The organism is Shewanella sp. MBTL60-007, assembly GCF_019654915.1.
Classification (GTDB): domain Bacteria; phylum Pseudomonadota; class Gammaproteobacteria; order Enterobacterales; family Shewanellaceae; genus Shewanella.
Genome location: NZ_BPET01000020.1, coordinates 1 through 20,732, shown reverse-complemented (window position 1 = coordinate 20,732; position 20,732 = coordinate 1). Strand labels below are relative to the sequence as shown.

Here is a 20,732-nt window from a genome sequence, read left to right as displayed (position 1 = left end):
AGATCTCCCTTAAGTAACGAAATCTTTTGAAGATTTTCTATGTTTCATCCTTGCTCACTTCGTATAAATGCTGTAACAATGGTGTCACCTGTAGGTTAACGAAATGTTGGCTACTAATTCCTATAACAAAAGAATCCAGCAGGTTACGGAGAGAAGCTAAAATGAAAAAGGTTAAAAACGGCTTTAATAAGTCGGCGCTCGCTTTGGGGATAGTCGCAGCGCTTGGTTTTGGCATGACAGACCATGCTAATGCGGTCTCATTTAATTGGGGCGAGGTGGAAGGCACATTCGATTCGACTTGGACTGCTGGTGCAAGTTGGCGCGTTGAGGGTAGAGATTGGGATAACCAAATTGGTAAGGTAAACCATCCGCGTTTCGATTGGTCTGGTTATTCTGCTTTTAGTGACACTAAATATAGCTCGGCAGAGATCTGGGCCCAACCAGGGTCTTATTCGAGTAACGGTGACTTGAGTAACTTATTGTACTCTCAAGGGGACACCACCTCTGAGATCGTTAAGGGCCTTCACGAGTTATCATTGAAATACCAGAATTTTGGTTTGTTTGCCCGTGGTATGTATTTCTATGATCGCAAACTTAATGATGGTGATTTCGGCTTTAATGATCCCTTAACAGGTCAGGAGTTTGATCCTTGCGCAGACAGCAAGGCGTCAGAAGTTCAGTGTAAAGATATCCGTTTATTGGATGCATTTGTTTATGCTGACTTTGATTTCAATGATGGTGCGAACCCTTTGTCTATCCGTGTAGGTAATCAAGTTGTCTCTTGGGGAGAAAGCACTTTGATTGCACACGGTATTGGTGTGATCAACCCAGTCGATCTTAATATCCTTAATGCTCCAGGTGCGGAACTAAAAGAGGCTTTCAGACCACAAGGTATGGTTTGGGCTTCGTTCGGTGTAACCGACAATCTATCGGTAGAAGGCTTCTATCAATACGATTGGGAACCAGTTTGGGTGCCAACACCTGGATCGATTTTCTCAACTAACGATTTTGCAGGCTACGGTGGTTATAACCAGAACGCCCAGTTAGGTTTTAACGCTAACCCTGATATGAATCTCGACTTTTTAATGTCTGAATACAATACCCTTGTCGGCATGGTGGGCTCGGGTCAGGTTGATCCAAGTGATCTAGCACAGCTAGCATTAGCTTACCCTACTAAGGCCACATTGGTCGAAGATCCTGCCGAGGCAAGTGATGATGGTCAATGGGGTGTAAAACTTGGTTACTACTCTCCTGAGTTGGGTGAAACCGAGTTTGGTTTGTATTACATGAACTATCATAGTCGTCGTCCGCTGATTAGTGGTACCACGGCTAACTTTACTGAAGGAGCGATTGGCCGCGACCTGCAGCGACTAGGTGGTAAAGCACAGTCGGGCGAAGCTATGACGCGCGAAGATCTACTAGCGCTAGAGACCTTCTCAAAGGCACAGATTGTTTATCCTGAAGATATTCAGTTAATGGGCTTTAGCTTTAACACGCTTCTAGGTGATACTTCTGTGGCCGGTGAAATTGCTCACCGTCTTGATGAGCCGCTACAGATTGATGATGTAGAGTTACTTTTTGCCGCTATGCCGCAGCAGCTAGCTAATGCTGGAATTCGTCCGGATTTTGATGGTATTTCACAAGTTGAAAACTATGGTCCAGGTGAATATGCAGAAGGCTTTATCCGCTTAGACACCACTCAAGCACAAACCACGTTTACCCACCTATTTGGGCCGACTCTTGGTACAGACAACTTGACCATGTTGGCAGAGATCGGTGGTGTGTGGATCCACGACATGCCGAGTCATGATGAACTTAGACTCAACGGACCTGGTACCTCTCGTTCCGGTGGCAACCCAGATATGCCAGGCATTATTGAAGCCTTGCACAATGGCCCTGAAACTAACCCGTTCCCAACCGATTTTGCTTGGGGCTATCGTCTCGTGGCTAAGGCCGATTACAACAACGTATGGGGTGGGGTGAATATTGCACCTAGAGTCATTTTCTCTCATGACGTAGATGGTATTACGCCAGACCCTATGTTCCTGTTTACCGAAGGTAAGAAGTCGGTTGCCGTTGGCGTTAACTTTGACTATCAGAGCCGCTGGGGCGCTGATATCTCTTACAACACCTTCTTCGGTGGCGTAGGGACAACCAATGCAATGGCCGATAGAGATTATGTATCGTTCAACATTAAGTATTCAATCTAAATCACAAGGACAATAACAATGAATAAACTTGCGATATTGCCTGTAGCAGTGATGTTTGCTTTAAGCGCACCAAGTGCTTTGGCTAAAGTGTCTGAAGCAGATGCTGCAAAACTAGGTACTGAGTTAACCCCGTTAGGTGGAGAGAAGGCGGCGAATGCCGATGGTTCTATCCCTGCATGGGATGGTGGCATTACAAAACCTGTTGCGGGTTACAGTAAAGGAATGCATCACCTTGATCCTTTCCCCGAAGATAAAATCGAATTTACGATTACTAATGCCAATAAAGATAAGTACAAAGAGTATTTATCAGATGGGCAGATCAAGTTGTTTGAGCTATATCCAGAAACATTCAAAATGAATGTTTATAAGACCCGCCGTTCTGCTTCAGTGCCTCAGTTTGTTTATGATGCAACTAAAGAAAACGCGACTCGCGCTGAGCTTATTGACGGTGGTAATGGGATTAAGGGAGCGTCAATTGGTGTTCCATTCCCTATACCTGAAAACGGTTTGGAGGTGATTTGGAATCACGTTTTACGTTTCCGTGGCATAGATATTAAGACGTCGCGAAGCCAAGCTGCACCAACTGCTGGCGGTAGCTACACTTTGGTTGAGACTGCCGAAGAGATCCGCTTTCAATACTCTCGTCCAGAGATGACACTAGATAAGCTTTCAAAAGACAATACATTGTTCTTCTTTAAGCAAGTTGTTACCCAGCCAGCCCGCTTAGCGGGTACTGCACTGCTAGTAAAAGAGACGATGGACCAAGAGAAGCTTCCACGCCAAGCTTGGACCTATAACACGGGCCAGCGCCGCGTCCGTAAAGCACCTAATGTCGCATTTGATACGCCCGGTACTGTATCTGACGGCCTAAGAACAACCGATGATTTTGATATGTTTAATGGCTCTCCAGTACGTTACAACTGGGAGTTAATTGGTAAGCAAGAGCTTTACATCCCATACAATGATTACAAGCTTCACTCAGATAAGCTTGAGTATAAGCAGATCATCACGCCTGGTCATATCAATCCAGAATATGTCCGCTATGAGAAGCACCGTGTTTGGGTGGTTAAGGCGACGTTGAAAGAGGGCATGCGTCATATCTATAAGACACGTACTTTCTATATCGATGAGGACTCATGGCAGGTGTCTGTCGCGGATCTATATGATAACCGAGATGAGCTTTACCGAGTTGCGATTGCCCATGGCCTAAACTACTACGAAGTTCCTACTCAGTGGAGCACTTTAGAAGTATTCCATGATCTTCAATCACGTCGCTATATCGCGATGGGCTTAGATAATGAAGGCCGTATGTATGACTTCGATGCCAAGTTGAGTGAAGCTAACTTCACTCCGGCGGCATTACGCCGTGCAGGTATTCGTTAAACCAGCTTGTAGAGGGGCGAAAGCCCCTCACTATTTTAAAGGAAGTCTGTATGTCGTTTAGCATGCTTCGATTTGTCTCAATATTGAGTTTAGTGAGTCTTTCTCAGGCATTTCCTGTACTGGCACAAGAGAATAGATTAGAACAACAAATTCAGCCTCTTGCTGCGAACTCTTTAGTCTTAGACATCGTAAATAATCAACAGACTTTGGTTGCCGTTGGCGATCGAGGTCACGCATTCATTTATCAAGATTCTTGGAAACAGGTCAATACGCCAACACAAGCCTTGTTGACTAAGGCCTTTTTTATCACACCCGATAAGGGCTGGGCCGTGGGTCATGACGCGACCATACTCCACAGCGATGATGGCGGGAAGTCTTGGCAGCTGCAGATGCAGTCTCAAGAGATAGAGAAACCTTTCTTAGATATTCTATTTTTTACAGAGCAACATGGTATTGCGGTAGGTGCCTACGGTTTATTTTACCGCACCAATGACGGCGGCCAAACATGGAATAGTGAATACCACCAAGAGCTCCTTTTTGAAGAGGATATCGCCTATTTGGAAGAGCTTAAAGCCGAGGATGAAGCGCTTTACCTTTCAGAGAGGAGCACATTACTGCCGCACTTTAACCGTATTATTCACGCAACAGAGGATACTCTCATTATGGTGGGGGAGTTAGGTCTCGTTGCTACCTCAACTGATCAAGGCCACAACTGGCTAAAGCAAGACTTTATCTATGAAGGCTCTTTGTTTAATGCCGCAGTGGTAGATGATACCGCATTTGTCATGGGCCTTAGGGGTAATGTGTTTAAATCCGATTTAGGCTTAACAGATTGGCAAAGGGTTAGCTTACCAGTTGATTCAACGATAAATGCAGGAATTAGGCTTGGTGAAGGTATGTTGCGATTAGTGGGTAATGCAGGCGTTATTATCGACATATCTGTAACAGGTGAAAGTCAACTTGTAGAGCAGCGTCAGGGGGAAAACCTAGTCGCGATTGCTGAAGACTCAAAAGGAAACTTATGGGTGGCGGGCAATAAAGGTCTCATCAAATTAGAACAAAAATAATAGGACCTTACTATGTTAGATAAATTAGTTAATGGATTCGAATCTTATCTATTTCGTCATAGAGCATTTGTCATATTTCTTTTTGCACTAGCGACAATCTTCCTTGGGATGCAGGCGAGTAATCTTAAAATGGATGCTGCGTTTGTAAAAAATATCCCTCTTAACCATAGCTATATGCAGACGTACCTGAAGCACCAAAAACAATTTGGTGGTGCGAATAGCATCATGGTGGCGGTAGAAGACACTAGCGGTAATATTTTTAATGCCAACTTCTTCGATGCACTCAAGAATGTACATGATCAGTTGTTCTTTATCCCTGGAGTGGATCGTGCGCAGGTTAAGTCTCTATTTTCACCCTCTACCCGTTTTACCGAAGTCGTTGAAGATGGGTTTGCTGGCGGACCTGTGATCCCTGCGGATTTCACAACCACTGAGCAGGGGTTAAAGGTTGTTCGTGGCAATATTGAGAAAGCGGGCATCGTTGGCCGTTTAATTGCTGAGGACTATTCAGCAGCTATGGTTAGCGCCCAGTTAATGGATTTCGACCCACAAACTGGCGAGGCACTTGATACGCTAGCGTTTGCCGAACAGTTAGAAAAGCAGTTACGTGAGCAGTATGAAGCCGATGGGATAAAGATCCATATCATAGGTTTCGCCAAGATGGCTGGCGATGTTGCGGATGGCGCAAAAGGTGTATTGCTATTTTTCCTGATCGCGATCCTAGTTACTGCTGTGATGGTTTACTACTTTTCCAAGTCGGTTGTGCTGACTATTTTACCACTGCTTTGTAGTTTGATAGCGGTGGTTTGGCAGTTAGGTTTACTTACGGTTGTCGGGTTTGGTTTAGACCCAATGTCTATTCTTATTCCGTTCTTGGTGTTTGCGATAGGCGTTAGTCATAGCGTACAGATGATCAACGCGGTTAGAAGGCGCGTTACCGATGGGCAAACTACAAAGGCAGCGTCAGCACTCGCATTTCGAAGCCTATTGATCCCTGGTGGTGTCGCCTTACTATCAGACACCATAGGTTTTATGACCCTGCTGGCAATTGATATTGGGATCATTCGCGAACTGGCAATTTCTGCATCCTTAGGTGTGGCAGTTATCATCTTAACTAACTTGGTGCTCTTGCCGTTAGTGATCTCTTTTACCCATGTTGAACCAAAGCCAGAGAACAAACCCAATCCTATTAATGATATCTGGCTGAAGCTTTCAAATTTCGCAACACCAAAATATGCGGTTTGGGTGTTATTGATCACTGCAGCTTTGTATGCGGCAGGATTACAGCAGGCGAATAAGATGAAGGTTGGCGATCTGCAAGGTGGTGCGCCTGCGCTGCATCTTGACTCTCGTTATAATCAAGATACTTTCTTTATTACCGATAAGTTCTCAATCACAACCGATGTGATGACAGTTATTGTAGAGGCTTTTCCAGAGGCTTGTACCTATCACTCGGTGCTGACTCAAATAGATGAGTTCGAGTGGCAGGTCAGTAACACACCTGGCGTTGAGTCGACAGCGAGTTTGGCATCGGTAGCAAAACGTGTTAACTCAGGTTTCAATGAGGGTAACCCTAAGTGGAGCGTTCTGCCCCGAACGACAGCTAGCTTAGTGCAGGCGGTAGGCCAGGTTCCTACAACATCAGGGCTTCTTAACAGCGATTGTTCGGTTATGCCTGTGTATCTGTTCCTAAAAGATCATAAGGCTGAAACCATTGAAGTGGTTATCGATAAAGTGAACCAGCTTCAACAGCAGATGGATACAGATAAAATTCAGTTTAAGTTGGCATCGGGTCCTGTTGGAGTGATGGCGGCAACCAATGAAGCTGTAGCTGAGGCTCAGCTACCTATGATGTTATATGTATATGGCGCCGTTTTCTTTCTCTGTCTAATCAGTTTCCGTTCATTGAGAGCAACTATTGCAGTGATTTTACCTCTGTATGTTGTATCAACCTTAGCTCAAGCATTAATGACTCAGCTTGATATTGGCCTAGCGGTGAGCACCTTGCCAGTGATAGCACTGGGTGTGGGGATTGGTGTTGACTACGGGATCTATATTTTGTCGACAATGGCCGTGCGTTTACGAGATGGTATGCCTGTAAAACAAGCATATTATGAAGCGCTAGTCGAACGTGGTAGCGCCGTTATTTTCACAGGGCTTACATTAGCGATAGGTGTCAGTACTTGGTTCCTCTCGGCTCTTAAGTTCCAAATGGATATGGGGATCTTGCTCACATTCATGTTTTTGGTAAATATGCTCGGAGCCATAATTATCTTGCCAGCGATAGCCGCTATGTTTTGGCGGCAGCCCAAGTAGAACAGATAAAAGAGGAGCGTTAGCTCCTTTTTTTTTATGCATAAAAAAACGTTCTTACCGATTGTTATTTCATATATAAGGAGAAAATTCGAGGTTAGGGCCATTTTTGGAGGCTGTACCACTAAAATAGTTCTCGAAATGAAGGGGATTTAGTAATAAACTTCGCGCTATGACCTAGGTCACAGAAATAGGCTCAGGTCAGTTTACGAAGCATCCATAAAAATTAAAAAGCGCTGCCATAGCCCCTAAGGAAATAGCAACATGGCCTTGAAAGATGCAATGCCTTCAGTACTGCTCGAAAACGTAGTCAACCTAATTCACTCTAAAGTACCCAATTCACAAGCTAAACAAGTAGAACAGTTCGCCACCTGCCTCTATGCGCATATGTCGAAAGACGACCTTAATGCGCGTAACGACAGTGACCTATATGGCGCTGTTTTAAGTCAATGGAACGCACTGAATAAGACCGCCGTCGGGGAAGGTCATATCAGAGTGTTTAACCCTAGTCAGTCTAAGCATGGCTGGCAGTCAAGCCACTCGATCATTGAAATTATTCAGCCAGATATGCCTTTCTTGGTTGATTCTGTCGGAATGGCAATTAATCGTTTAGGCATTACCGCACATATGATGCTGCATACGCCGATGGCTATCGAGCGTAAAGACGGCGTGGTAACCCATGTAAGTTATAGCCCTGAGCAACAAGAAAACGTCGATAAAGTTGCTGTGTTTTTAATTGAGATCGACCGTCAAAGTAGCGATGACGATATCAAGGCTCTCACTACAGAGATTGAGTCGGTCATTGGCGATGTTGCAGCAGCGGTTAACGATTGGGAAGCGATGTCGGCAAAGCTTGGTGAGACAATCACTGAGCTAGAAAATCGTCCTTATCCCGGTACAAAGGAAGAGCTTAATGAAGCGAGAAACTTCCTCTCTTACCTTAATGATCATCATCTAACCTTGCTCGGCTATCGCCGATACGACTTACATAAAGTGGAAGGTGACTTAGAACTTGTTGCTGATAAGTCGACCAGTTTGGGTTTGATGAGTAAATCGACAAAAGCAGAAAGCGAAAAAGGTTTGCTTTTGTCTAACTTCTCGGAAAATGCACGCAAAGAAGCCTTAGATAACAGCCTATTGGTATTGACTAAGAGCAGTGAGAAGAGTCGTGTCCACCGTCCAGCTTATGTCGATTACATCGGTGTTAAACGCTTCGATGAGCAAGGTAATGTAATTGGTGAAGATAGATTCATCGGTTTGTATGCCTCTAATCTTTATAACCGCAGCCCACGTGAAATCCCACTGTTAGCGCAAAAAGTTCAGCGCGTATTGGATCGTTCTGGTTTAGCGCCACGTTCACACGACTATAAAGCCCTAATGCATATTCTCGAGACTCTGCCTCGTGATGAATTAATCCAAGCCAGTGTTGAACAACTTGCCTCAATCGCTCACGGCGTGTTGGAGATGCAAGATCGTGACAAGCTAAAACTGTTTGTTCGTAAAGATGGTTTTGGGCGATTCTTTTCATGCTTGGTTTACGTCTCAAAAGATAGATATAACACCAAGTTACGTGAAGATACTCAGCGTATTTTGGCGCAACACTTTAATAGTAGTGAAGATGTGGAGTTCACCACCTATTTTTCAGAGTCTACTTTGGCAAGAACGCATTACATCATCAAAGTTGACAATAATAATATGGACGTCGATGTGGCAGCGATTGAGAATAATTTGACCGAAGCGGCTCGCTCTTGGGAAGACAAGCTAGCGAGCGCAGTGTTCAGTGCCCAAGGTGAAGAGCTAGGTAACAGCCTGATTAAGCGCTATGTAGATGCATTCCCACGTAGCTATAAAGAAGATGTATTGCCAAGCTCAGCAGTTGTGGATATTCAGCACCTTGAAGCGCTTGATGATGACCATAAGTTGGGTATGTTGTTTTATCAGCCTCAGGAAACAGCGTTAAACGACAATAAAGTCCGACTTAAGCTGTTCCATAAGGATGAGCCGATCCATCTTTCAGATGTGTTGCCTATGCTTGAAAACTTCGGTTTACGAGTGATTAATGAAAGGCCTTATGAAGTTAAAACCGCAGATGGTGCAACATTCTGGATTTTAGACTTCTTGATGACGACTCAAGGTGTTGCCTCTGATGATTTGGCCGATAGCCAAGAACGTTTCCAGACGGCCTTGTCTCATGTATGGAAGAAAGAGTTAGAAGATGATGGCTTTAACCGTCTTGTTCTCTCTACTGGCCTTACTGGACGAGAGGTATCGGTACTTCGTGCCTACGCTAAATATATGCGTCAAATCGATTCTACATTTAGCCAAGCCTATATTGAAGAGACTTTCGCAAGTTACCCTCAAATTGCTGATTTACTAGTTAAAATGTACATTCGTAAGTTCAACCCTAAGTTGAAAACGCGTACGTTAAACAAGTTTATTGAGCAGATTGATCTACGCTTAGATGACGTTTCTAGCTTAGATGATGACCGTATCATTCGTCGTTACCTTGACCTTATTAATGCGACAAATCGTACTAACTTCTATCAGGTAACCGAAGGCGGTCTACCAAAAACATACATCTCGTTCAAGTTTGAACCGGCTATGATCCCAGAGATGCCAAAGCCGCTGCCTAAGTACGAAATCTTTGTTTACTCGCCACGTGTTGAAGGTGTGCATCTTCGTGGTGGTAAAGTGGCTCGAGGTGGCTTGCGCTGGTCTGATAGACGTGAAGACTTCCGTACCGAAGTACTAGGCTTAGTTAAGGCGCAGCAAGTTAAAAATACGGTTATCGTGCCTGTTGGTGCAAAAGGTGGCTTCGTTTGTAAACAGCTGCCAACAGACGGTGGTCGTGAGGCATTCTTTGCTGAAGGGCAAGAATGTTACCGCTTATTTATTCGTGGTTTACTCGATATCAGCGACAACATTATCAATGGTGAAGTGATCGCCCCTGACAATGTCGTTCGACATGATGAGGATGATCCATATCTTGTTGTTGCAGCCGATAAGGGCACGGCAACTTTCTCTGATATCGCAAACGAGATCGCCATCGAATATAACTTCTGGTTAGGTGATGCCTTCGCATCGGGTGGCAGTAACGGTTATGACCATAAGAAGATGGGCATTACCGCGCGTGGTGCATGGGAGTCGGTTAAGCGCCATTTCCGTGAAATGGGCATTAACTGTCAAACAACCGATTTTACCTGTTTAGCCATCGGTGATATGGCGGGTGACGTGTTTGGTAATGGTATGTTGCTGTCAAAGCATACGCGCTTAGTTGCAGCGTTTAACCATATGCATATCTTTATCGATCCAAATCCTGATGCTGCCACCAGTTATGAAGAGCGTGAGCGTTTGTTCGCACTGCCACGTTCAAGCTGGGAAGACTACAACCAAGAGCTTATCTCCAAAGGCGGCGGCATATTTTTACGCTCTGCTAAGTCAATTCCTTTGTCTGCAGAGATGAAGAAGATGTTGGGGAGCCAGAAAGCATCGATGACACCACTTGAGTTACTTAAAGAGTTACTTAAGATGCAAGTGGACCTTATTTGGAACGGTGGTATTGGTACATACGTTAAGGCGACAAGCGAATCTCACGCCGAAGTGGGTGACCGTGCTAACGATGCTATTCGTGTTAATGGTAATGAAGTTAAAGCAAAGATTATTGGTGAAGGTGGTAACTTAGGTTGTACCCAGCTAGGCCGTATCGAGTACTGTGCTAATGGCGGCCGTATGAATACTGACTTCGTTGATAACGTTGGCGGTGTTGATTGCTCTGACAACGAAGTGAATATTAAGATTTTGCTTAATGCTCTGGTTGCCGATGGCGAGATGACGCTTAAACAGCGTAACCGCTTGCTTGAAGAGATGACCGATGAAGTGAGCCGTATTGTTCTACAGGACTGTAAAGATCAAACCAGAACAATTTCTGTCACTCAGGTGCGCGGTGCTGAGCAGTTAAAAGAGCAAATTCGTTTCATCCATCACTTAGAAAAAGAGGGTAAGCTAGATAGAGCACTTGAGTTCTTACCAAATGAAGATGAGTTGGCCGACCGTCTAGTTAACGGAAAGTCATTAACTAGACCAGAACTGTCAGTTTTAGTTGCTTACGCTAAGATGGTGTTAAAGGAGCAGTTGTTAACTCCTGAGATCACCGAAGATAGCTTCTTGAGTCAGCTATTGATCGAGTACTTCCCTAAGCAGTTACAGGAAAAGTACATCGAAAATATGGCATCGCATCCACTGAGAGGGGAAATTATAGCCACTTCATTGGCAAATGAGTTAGTCAATGATATGGGTCTTAATTTCGTTCAACGTATGCAAGATGAGACAGGTGCCTCAGTAGCGGAAGCTGCCATTTGTTATACTATGGCACGCGAAGTGTTTGGTTTAGCAGATTTAACTAAATCAATTACAGATTTGAATGGCGTCATTCCAGCTGTTGTACAGTGTGAAATGCTGCATCAGTTACGCCGTAATATTCGCCGCGCGAGTCGTTGGTTCTTGCGTCATCGCAATCGTAACTTGAATATCGAACAGACGATTGAGTTCTTCAAGCCAGTATTTGATGAGTTGAAGGCAAGCGTTCACCAATATATGGTTAACGAAGAAGTCGAAGGTATTCGTGCTGAATCGAATGCGTTGATTAATGAAGGTGTACCAGAAGATGTGGCCATGGTTGTCGCAAATGTAAGCACCTTATTCTCTGCGCTGGATATTGCCCAAATCTGTGATCTTGAAAGCAAGCCAGTTCCGCTAGTGGCCGAAACTTACTTTAAGCTTGGAGCGAGTGTTGATTTACATTGGTTCCTAGAGCAAATCAGTGCTCAACCAGTTTCGAACCACTGGCAAGCGCTTGCTAGAGCGGCCTTTAGAGAAGAGCTTGATTGGCAGCAGCGTGCACTTAGTTCTGTCGTATTGAGAACTTGTACTGAAAGCTGTGATGCGAATAAGATCATTTCAGAATGGATTGAGTCAAATCAGAGCTTATTGGAGCGTTGGTTCCATATGCTCGCTGACTTTAAGACTTCGCAAAGCCATGAGTTTGCAAAGTTCTCTGTAGCCTTACGTGAACTTAACCTTTTGATCCTTCATTGTGAAGGTCAAAAGTAATCTGATTTAAATCAGAAGCCCTGGCAGATGCCGGGGCTTTTTTCGGTCTAGGAGAAAACATGTTTTATAAAATCGCACAAAAGTTCATGTTTCAGATGGATCCAGAACTGGCCCATAATTTTGCTATCGGCAGTTTAAAATCTACTGGTAATTCACCTTTAAATTGCTTTTATGCGCAAAATATTAAGCCTGCCCCAGTTACTATGATGGGTCTGACTTTTCCAAACCCTGTAGGTCTTGCTGCTGGTATGGATAAAGATGGCGAATGTATCGATGCTTTCCATGCGATGGGCTTTGGCCATATTGAAGTTGGTACAGTCACACCGCGTCCTCAACCAGGAAACGATAAGCCACGCTGTTTTAGACTTAAGCCTGCAAAAGCGATTATTAATCGTATGGGCTTTAACAACAAAGGTGTAGATAATCTTGTTGCTAATCTGAAAGCTGCCAAGTCAAATGCGATGGTGGGTGTCAATATAGGTAAGAATAAAGACACACCCGTAGAGCAGGGTAAAGAGGATTACCTGATCTGTATGGATAAGGTTTATCCCTACGCAGCTTATATTGCTGTTAATATTTCATCACCCAATACGCCTGGTTTACGCTCACTGCAATATGGCGATCTATTGGATGATCTACTTGGATCTCTTAAACAGAAGCAAAAAGAACTGGCTGAAAAGTATGGTAAGTACGTACCTATTGCACTTAAGATTGCACCAGACTTGTCTAGCGAAGAGATTGAAAAAATTGCGGAAGCATTAATTCGAAGTGAATTTGATGCGGCAATTGCAACCAATACAACCTTGACTCGCGATGGTGTTAGCGGATTGCTAAATGCTAATGAAGCAGGTGGCTTGAGTGGTAAGCCATTGAATTCATTATCAACAGTAGTGATCAAACAACTTGCCGATTGTTTGAAGGGGAAACTTCCAATTATCGGTGTTGGCGGCATTAATTGCGCAGAAGACGCACTCGATAAATTAGATGCTGGCGCTGAAATGGTGCAAATTTACTCTGGATTTATTTATCAAGGTCCAAAGTTAATTAAAGATATTGTTGAAGCATACCGAATTAAATAAGTCTGTTTCGATCTAAATTTAATATTTAGATCATAAAATGATCATTAGGATCTTAATTGGATCTTAATGATCGTTTTTTCTTGTAAAATTAAATATCATTTCGAACAAAATTTATTTTGATATTGATGAAATAATCATCTATTATCCAATTGTATCTAAATAAAGGTAAACGTTATGTTATTAATGCCAAAAAGGGATTGGCAATGGGGATATAATGAAACGTATGGTGTATTAAGTGTTTCATTAGGAGATGACATGGAGTTTTTGTCACCTTATAAATTGAAGTCCCTAATACCTGATGCCAAAGAAATAATGGAGTTTAGTGTCGAGCATGCTAAGTTCTATATCGATCTGGTTGACCGTTTATCGAAAACACTTGCACTTAATGATGCGCTATTAGTTCAAATAGCCTTAAATGCAACCGCTGCACATTTTTTATTAAAACCTCAGATGCCAAAGTCTTGGTTTTTTAATACGTCAAATCAATGCGTTTATAGTGAAGTTGGTAAGTTATTTCAACTAACTACGAGCGAACATACAGTTCTAGCTATGGTCATTGAGTCTGGTTTGCAGGCATCTTTAGTGATGATCCTGTCTGCAGAGTGTCGTTTAACGGATTCGAAAAGCTTAAAACAGTTTGAGACGATAAAAGTAATGCATGATAGATTAGCACCTTTATCGGTTAAGACTCAGCAACAGTTTCGAGCAGCCTAAAAATCACACAGCACTAAGCTTTATTAGGCCGATATTATATTCGGTTTACTTCTCCTGTTTCTTCTTTATGCTTCAATAAATCGAGCCGCCGAAACCTTTTGTCGTAAGATTTGACGACTCGGTTAATCAATCACTTAAATTTTGAAGCTTCGATTACAGTAGAAAGGAGCTTCTTTTAATGCTGGTTTTTATTAATGGCTAAATATAAGTGTTCCGATTAATAGTGATAGAGCTTACTGAGTTTTGATTTTTAATGAGTGTATACCGCGTCATATTTGATATGACGCGGCAATCGATTTATTGACTATTAATCAATCGCACAGCTTGTTTCGATTAGCGTGTTTATAATAATCTCAGTTGTTGGTACATCTGCGCTATCGGTATCAACGATGCTTATCTGATCGACAACATCCATTCCTTGCAACACTTTTCCAAATACCGCGTATCCATAACTAGAACTCGAAGCATCAAGCTGAGGGTTGTCTAAAACATTGATGAAAAACTGGCTGGTAGCAGAGTGAGCCGCATTCGTTCTTGCCATTGCTATGGTGCCACGTTCATTACTGATCCCGACATTTGCTTCATTTGTGATGGGGTCGTTTCCAGGCTTGGCTACTAAGCCGCTAGTGAAGCCGCCACCTTGTATTACAAAGTTATTGATGGTTCGATGAAATAGAGTGCCGTTATAGAAGTTTTCATCTGCATAGGTTTTAAAGTTACTTCCGGTAATTGGCATATTCGTTAGGTCGATCGCTAGGGTGATATCTCCCATAGTTGTCGACATCAAATAGCAGACATCGGCTTGTAAATCGGGTGCTTGAGCCGGTGGTGGAGTTTCTGTGTTTTCACCATCGCTGCCACCGCAAGCAGTTAAACTAACACACAGTAGGAGAGGGATTGCTTTATTCATTTTGTTCTCTCTATTAGGACATCAACAAATTGTTGTGGTTCTTATTTGTATTTATTATGTTGTGGTTTTGTAGCGCGTATGATTTTAACAATTTGGGAAAGAGGGGCAATAAGATAGTGCTAATGGTTACAAACTGTCGCAGGTTGGTGCATTACTGATATTTTTGTCGTTGATGAGTTTTTTACGCTAAAGCTTGGACTCTAGGAGAAAACTATAAATTCAGACACAAAAAACCAGATTTCGCTGGCCTAGTTGTTAGCTAGATTCTTCGAAATGGAATTGGTTGCGGGAGCTGGATTACTTTCGATAACAGAACTGGCAACGACCTTTGCCTGCCTTTCATAAAGAGCTGAGCCCGACGAACTACCAAACAGCTACATTCAGCGTCCGAATTGTATTATCAGTTTTACTTCATTATAAGGAAGTGGTTGCGGGAGCTGGATTTGAACCAACGACCTTCGGGTTATGAGCCCGACGAGCTACCAAACTGCTCCATCCCGCGTCCGAATTGTAATTATCAGTTTTACTTCATTATAAGGAAGTGGTTGCGATAGCTGGATTACTTTTTACAAAAGCTTGGCAACGACCTTCGCCATCTTTTATAAATAGTTGAGTCCGAGTAGCTTTTATACTGCTCCATCCCGCGTCCGAATTGTAATTATCAGTTTTACTTCATCATAAGGAAGTGGTTTCGACAGCTGGATTACTTTCTACAAAAGCTTGGCAACGACCTTCGCCTTCTTTTATAAATAGTTGAGTCCGAGTAGCTTTTATACTGCTCCATCCCGCGTCCGAATTTAAACTTCAAAGCAGTTCTATAGAGTTAGTACTCAGTGTCTGCCCCGAAGAGGTGGCGAACTATAGCGATGGCATAGGTACATTGCAAGAAACATTTTAAATAAATGATTTACTCGGCTGTTTTTTGAGCCTTTTTCGATTTATAGGCGCTTAAATTGCTATTACTGTTTTTAAATTAAGCTTTAGCCAATAACTTTTATCATTTAACGGCGCTAACAGGTATAATGTCCAACTAATTTTTACTGTGTGTCGATTATCAATGTTAAATTTTTTTGCTGCAGCTCCTCGGGGCTATGAATACGCGTTATCACTTGAGCTTGCCGAGCTTGGCGCTTCAGACATTAAAGAAAGTGTTGCCGGAGTTTATTTTTCGGCTTCATTAGAGCTTGGATATCGTATTACGCTGTGGTCGCGTTTAGCGAGCAGAATCATTTTTGTCATTTATAAAGGTCCTTGTGAGTCACCTGAGCAACTTTACAACGCTGCTTATGGTATTGACTGGCAGATGCAGTTTTCCAATCGCAGCACCTTTAGCATCGACTTTCATGGTCTAGGCGGCTTCATTAAGAACACCCAATTCGGCGCCTTGAAAATCAAAGACGCGATTGTGGACCGTTTTAGAGATGATGATTTCTCTCGTCCGAATGTTGAAAGAGTGGACGCCGACTTTAGAATCGATGCCCACTTTAGACGTGGTGAGATCACTATTGGTTTTAATTTCTCTGGCCCAGCGCTGCACAAACGCGGTTATCGCTCGACTACCGGTGAGGCTCCCCTGAAAGAAAACCTTGCAGCGAATATGCTAGTTCGCAGTGGTTGGCAGGCTAAACCAATGGATCTACTCGATCCATTCTGTGGTAGTGGCACCATTTTGATTGAAGCGGCAATGATGGCTTGTGATATTGCGCCAGGTATCCATCGTGAGCGTTTTGGTTTTGACCATTGGTTACCTCATAACAAAAAAGTTTGGCAAGAGCTGTTAAATGAAGCCGAGGCACGTGCTTCGATCGGTAAAACCCGTTGTAGTATCAAGTTCTTCGGTTCAGATATTGATTCTAGGCTGGTTGCGCTAGCAAAACGTAATGCTGAAAATGCAGGTGTACTCGAGCTTATCGACTTTAGTGTATGTAACGCGCTTGATGTAAAAGTACCGGTAGAAACGGGATATTTAATCTCAAACCCACCATACGGTGAGCGTTTAGGCAATGTGACTTCACTACTTCAACTGTATTACCAGCTAGGTGATAAGTTTAAAGCTGAATTTGGCGGCTGGAACATTGCGATCCTAAATAGCGATGTCGAACTTTTATCAGCATTGAAGCTTAAAGCTGATAAGCAGATGAAGATGAACAACGGTGCGCTTGAGTGTGCGTTCAATCTTTATACAGTTCATGCACAAAATACCCGCCGTGTAGACCCTGCAAACATTAAGATCGAAGGTGATGTCAGTGATATCGCAGTGCCTTTTGCTAACCGTATTAAAAAGAATTTTAAACAGTTAGAAAAATGGGCTAAGAAAGAGGGGATCGATAGCTATCGTCTCTATGATGCGGATCTACCTGAGTATAATGTTGCAGTCGACAAGTATCTCGATTACGTGGTTATTCAAGAGTATTCAGCTCCATCACAAATTCCAGATGCTGTCACAAAACGCCGATTGACCGATGTGCTTATTGCACTACCAGGCGCTATAGGCATCGACCCTAACCATATTATTTTGAAGACCCGTGAACGTAAGAAGGGCACGAATCAATATGAGAAGTTAGTCGCAAGCAAGCTTGAACTTATTACTACTGAGTATGGCGCTAAGTTTAAGTTAAACCTGAAAGAGTACTTAGATACCGGGCTGTTTTTGGATCACCGTTTAACGCGTAAGTTAGTAGGGGACAAGTCTAAGGGACGCAGCGTATGTAACCTGTTCTCTTATACAGGTTCTGCATCTGTACATGCGGCGCTTGGTGGGGCGAAGTCTGTTACAACAGTCGATATGTCCAATACATATATTGATTGGGCGAAAGAGAACTTTGCGTTAAATGGCTTAAACAGTGATAAGTATCAGTTTGTTCAGGCAAACTGCCTTCAGTGGATAAAACGCACTCATGATAGGTTTGACCTGATTTTTATCGATCCTCCGACCTTCTCAAACTCGAAGCGTATGGAAGACTCATTTGACGTTCAGCGTGATCATGTTGCGATGCTCACTGATGTGTACAAGTTGCTAAATCCAGGTGGGGAGATCATTTTCTCTAACAACAAACGTAAATTTAAGATGGAAATTGCGGAGTTGGAAGCACAAGGTATGTCGATCAAAAACATCGATAATCAAACACTGCCACTGGATTACAAACGCAATCCGCATATCCATAACACATGGTTAATTACCCATGCAGGTTAATGCCTCAGTTATTTTATATCACACAGATGCGTGCCATCTGTGTGAATTAGCAGCAGATTTACTCATGCAGGCCGGCGTTGAATATGATGCCTTGGATATCTGTGATGATGACAATTTAGCTGAGCAATATGGTATTCGAATCCCGGTCGTAAAAATTGCCGATAGCCAAAGTGAACTTAATTGGCCGTTTGATCTCGAAGCATTAGAAGAATTTTTAGGAGCGTAAGTTGAGTCTTGTACGTATTAATAACGGATCTTTAGCCTACGGCTATACCCCATTATTACAAAATGCTGATTTTACAATTGAAGCTGGCGAACGTGTTTGTATCGTTGGTCGTAATGGTGCCGGTAAATCTAGCCTGATGAAGATCTTAAGTGGCGACGTATTACTGGATGAGGGGGAGTTTAATATCGCCACCGACGTTAAAGTAAGTCGTTTGCAGCAAGACCCACCTAAGGCCGAGCAAGGTACTGTTTATGCTTATATCGCCGCAGGCTTGAAAGAGGTCGGTGAGAAACTTGAGCGTTACCATCAACTTTCTCACGATATTGGTAGCGCTACTCCAGATGAGATGGAGCGGATGCTTAAGCAGATGGAGCGTTTGCAGGAAGATATCGACCACCTTAATGGTTGGCAGTTAGATAATCGCATTAACCAAAACTGCGAATTACTAGGCCTTGACCCTGATGCTCCTTTGTCTGAACTATCGGGAGGTTGGCAGCGTAAGGTTGCTCTAGCACGCTCTTTAGTTAGCGATCCAGATCTTTTATTACTCGATGAGCCTACCAACCATCTAGATATCGACACGATTGAATGGTTAGAGCAGTTCCTGCTGAGTTATCGTGGCGCCATAGTGTTTGTCAGTCACGACCGTGGCTTCATTCAACGTATGGCGACTCGAATTGTCGATTTAGATCGTGGTGTGGTGACTTCTTGGCCTGGTAATTATCAAGCATATCTTGATGGTAAGGCTGAATGGCTTCGAGTAGAAGCCGAGCAAAATGCTCATTTCGATAAGAAGTTAGCAGAGGAAGAAGCTTGGATCCGTCAAGGGGTTAAAGCACGCCGTACCCGCAATGAAGGGCGCGTACGTGCGCTTAAAGAGCTTAGAGTTGAGCGAATGGCGCGTCTTAATCGTCAAGGCAATGCCAAGATGACCGTTGCCGATACCGAGCGCTCAGGTAAGTTGGTGTTTGATATCGAAAACCTTGATTACAATTTACCAGAGAAGAATTTAGTTAAAAACTTTAGCGCGACGGTAATGCGTGGTGACCGAATCGCGTTAATCGGCCCTAACGGCTGTGGTAAATCAACACTGGTTAAACTACTTATTGGTCAATTAGAAGCACAATCAGGTAGTGTGAAAGTCGGTACGAAACTTGAAATTGCATACTTTGACCAGTATCGCGAAGCCTTAGATCCTGAGAAAACAGTTGAAGATAACGTTGGTGAAGGTAAGAAAACGGTAACCATCAACGGTCAAGATCGCCATATCTTAAGTTATTTGCAAGATTTCTTGTTCTCGCCTATGCGTGCGAGAACGCCAGTTAAGGCTCTGTCAGGCGGTGAGAAAAACCGTTTGCTGTTAGCGCGTTTATTGCTAAGACCTGCAAACTTAATTATTCTCGACGAACCAACAAACGACCTTGATATTGAAACCTTAGAGTTGTTAGAGTCGCTGCTTGCCGATTATAAGGGAACGCTGTTATTGGTAAGTCACGATCGTGCGTTTATCGACAATACAGTAACCAGTAGTTGGTGGTTTACCGGTAATGGTGGCTGGAGTGAGTATGTAGGCGGCTACCAAGATGCAGTTTCTCAAGGAGCCAGATTTTATTCTGAGGAACCTCAAGAGACAAAAGCTGTCGAAGCTCCTGTGAGTGAAGCCAAAGCCGTTGCGCCAGCGAAAGTGGCTAAAAAAGCCGAGAAGAAACTTTCGTACAAGTTACAACGCGAATTAGAGTCTCTACCTGCCTTAATGGAGCAGTTAGAGGTGGAAATCGAACAACTGCAAACAGTTGTTAGTTCACCTGAGTTTTATGCTCAGGAGCAAAAAATAGTGAATGAAAACTTGAAAGCATTGTCCGATAAGGAAAGCCAGCTTGAAAGTTGCTTTGAGCGATGGGAAGAGCTCGAGTCATTGAAGTAAGCTAAAAAATAAGAAATAGGAAGCGAGTTAATGAAGTTTAAGTTGGATAAAACCCTAACGTTAGTAGCTGTTGGTGTATTAAGCGTACTACAGGGAGCTCAAGCAGCGCCTGTTTATGAAATTATTAATATCGACCTAGACACTTATGATCTCAATGGCACCATCGATAATACCCGTAACGGCTATGGTATGGCTGTTAATGCGAATGATGAAGCTGTAGGTGCGGCTAAAGGGAAAAAGAAACTTACAGTGTCAGAAGATGATGATGGTGTTATCGACATTGAAGATGGGGTGGCGGACTCTGAAACCATTAGCTATTCGGTTAACCTTCCTATTATCGCTAACAACTTTACGTTTACTGCCGTTGGCAATGAGTGGATGCCAACGTTTGAAAGTGTGAACGGCACCACAGCGCCGACATTCCCAGAAGATGAGGCTACGGTTAACTCGGTCGATACCTTCTTCTATGATATTAATGACAGTGGTCTAAAAGTCGGTGCCATGACAGCACCAGAGAAGACGATTAAGTATGATGGCAGTAGCGAAACACAGGAGTTTTGGTACTACCGTGATTATGAGCAGCGCGGCTTTGTTAAATCAGGCA

12 protein-coding genes and 1 tRNA gene are annotated in these 20,732 nt (G+C 43.3%); 11 read left to right on the top strand and 2 right to left on the bottom strand.

Translation table 11 applies throughout. The annotated features are described in order from the left end of the window. Positions 1 to 161: 161 nt before the first annotated feature. The 7 genes from K5Q92_RS09115 to K5Q92_RS09085 all read left to right on the top strand — a co-directional run bounded on the left by K5Q92_RS09115 (position 162) and on the right by K5Q92_RS09085 (position 13,875). Positions 162 to 2,210, top strand: a complete 2,049-nt coding sequence (locus tag K5Q92_RS09115) for a DUF1302 domain-containing protein (RefSeq protein ID WP_220768693.1) — start codon at positions 162 to 164, stop codon at positions 2,208 to 2,210. An 18-nt stretch (positions 2,211 to 2,228) separates the two neighbouring features. After that, positions 2,229 to 3,593 carry a DUF1329 domain-containing protein gene (locus K5Q92_RS09110; protein WP_220768692.1) on the top strand — a complete coding sequence of 455 codons (1,365 nt, stop codon included), beginning with the start codon at positions 2,229 to 2,231 and terminating at the stop codon, positions 3,591 to 3,593. Between the two features lie 50 nt (positions 3,594 to 3,643). Then, the gene (locus K5Q92_RS09105) at positions 3,644 to 4,660 is read left to right on the top strand and encodes a YCF48-related protein (protein ID WP_220768691.1); all 1,017 of its coding nucleotides are present in this window, start codon (positions 3,644 to 3,646) and stop codon (positions 4,658 to 4,660) included. Between the two features lie 12 nt (positions 4,661 to 4,672). After that, positions 4,673 to 6,976 carry an RND family transporter gene (locus tag K5Q92_RS09100; RefSeq protein WP_220768690.1) on the top strand — a complete coding sequence of 768 codons (2,304 nt, stop codon included), beginning with the start codon at positions 4,673 to 4,675 and terminating at the stop codon, positions 6,974 to 6,976. Positions 6,977 to 7,237: 261 nt separating this feature from the next. Next, complete coding sequence (locus K5Q92_RS09095; RefSeq protein ID WP_220768689.1) at positions 7,238 to 12,082, top strand: NAD-glutamate dehydrogenase; 4,845 nt, start codon at positions 7,238 to 7,240, stop codon at positions 12,080 to 12,082. Between the two features lie 59 nt (positions 12,083 to 12,141). Further along, complete coding sequence (gene pyrD / locus K5Q92_RS09090) at positions 12,142 to 13,161, top strand: quinone-dependent dihydroorotate dehydrogenase (protein WP_220768688.1); 1,020 nt, start codon at positions 12,142 to 12,144, stop codon at positions 13,159 to 13,161. Positions 13,162 to 13,335: 174 nt separating this feature from the next. Next, positions 13,336 to 13,875: a cell division protein ZapC gene (locus K5Q92_RS09085; RefSeq protein WP_220768687.1), complete on the top strand. Its 540-nt coding sequence runs from the start codon at positions 13,336 to 13,338 to the stop codon at positions 13,873 to 13,875. 307 nt (positions 13,876 to 14,182) lie between these two features. Here the strand turns inward: K5Q92_RS09085 and K5Q92_RS09080 are convergent, their stop codons facing one another. Together K5Q92_RS09080 and K5Q92_RS09075 are read right to left on the bottom strand one after the other, a co-directional pair. Continuing rightward, the gene (locus K5Q92_RS09080; protein WP_220768686.1) at positions 14,183 to 14,785 is read right to left on the bottom strand and encodes a peptidylprolyl isomerase; all 603 of its coding nucleotides are present in this window, start codon (positions 14,783 to 14,785) and stop codon (positions 14,183 to 14,185) included. A 425-nt stretch (positions 14,786 to 15,210) separates the two neighbouring features. Then, positions 15,211 to 15,287 (bottom strand) — tRNA-Met (locus tag K5Q92_RS09075). 555 nt (positions 15,288 to 15,842) lie between these two features. On the opposite strand from K5Q92_RS09075, the gene rlmKL reads away from it, so the two are divergent. From rlmKL to K5Q92_RS09055, 4 genes are all read left to right on the top strand, one after another. Beyond that, on the top strand, positions 15,843 to 17,978 hold the full coding sequence (gene rlmKL, locus K5Q92_RS09070; RefSeq protein ID WP_220768685.1) for a bifunctional 23S rRNA (guanine(2069)-N(7))-methyltransferase RlmK/23S rRNA (guanine(2445)-N(2))-methyltransferase RlmL: 2,136 nt from the start codon (positions 15,843 to 15,845) through the stop codon (positions 17,976 to 17,978). After that, positions 17,968 to 18,204 (top strand): glutaredoxin family protein, encoded by a 237-nt coding sequence (locus K5Q92_RS09065; RefSeq protein ID WP_220768684.1) that lies wholly within the window; start codon positions 17,968 to 17,970, stop codon positions 18,202 to 18,204. Before rlmKL ends, K5Q92_RS09065 begins: the two co-directional genes overlap by 11 nt. 1 nt (position 18,205) lies before the next feature. Beyond that, a complete protein-coding gene (locus tag K5Q92_RS09060; RefSeq protein WP_220768683.1) occupies positions 18,206 to 20,128 on the top strand; it encodes an ABC transporter ATP-binding protein in 1,923 nt (640 codons plus the stop codon). A 30-nt stretch (positions 20,129 to 20,158) separates the two neighbouring features. Further along, the coding region (locus K5Q92_RS09055) for a DUF3466 family protein (protein WP_220768682.1) at positions 20,159 to 20,732 on the top strand (574 nt) is incomplete at its 3' end.

Bases quoted from the DNA above. Each gene is read 5' to 3' on its own strand.
- K5Q92_RS09065 (WP_220768684.1), top strand. From the start codon at position 17,968: ATGCAGGTTAATGCCTCAGTTATTTTATATCACACAGATGCGTGCCAT.
- rlmKL (WP_220768685.1), top strand. From the start codon at position 15,843: ATGTTAAATTTTTTTGCTGCAGCTCCTCGGGGCTATGAATACGCGTTA.
- pyrD (WP_220768688.1), top strand. From the start codon at position 12,142: ATGTTTTATAAAATCGCACAAAAGTTCATGTTTCAGATGGATCCAGAA.
- K5Q92_RS09115 (WP_220768693.1), top strand. From the start codon at position 162: ATGAAAAAGGTTAAAAACGGCTTTAATAAGTCGGCGCTCGCTTTGGGG.
- K5Q92_RS09080 (WP_220768686.1), bottom strand. From the start codon at position 14,785: ATGAATAAAGCAATCCCTCTCCTACTGTGTGTTAGTTTAACTGCTTGC.
- K5Q92_RS09095 (WP_220768689.1), top strand. From the start codon at position 7,238: ATGGCCTTGAAAGATGCAATGCCTTCAGTACTGCTCGAAAACGTAGTC.
- K5Q92_RS09105 (WP_220768691.1), top strand. From the start codon at position 3,644: ATGTCGTTTAGCATGCTTCGATTTGTCTCAATATTGAGTTTAGTGAGT.
- K5Q92_RS09100 (WP_220768690.1), top strand. From the start codon at position 4,673: ATGTTAGATAAATTAGTTAATGGATTCGAATCTTATCTATTTCGTCAT.
- K5Q92_RS09110 (WP_220768692.1), top strand. From the start codon at position 2,229: ATGAATAAACTTGCGATATTGCCTGTAGCAGTGATGTTTGCTTTAAGC.
- K5Q92_RS09085 (WP_220768687.1), top strand. From the start codon at position 13,336: ATGTTATTAATGCCAAAAAGGGATTGGCAATGGGGATATAATGAAACG.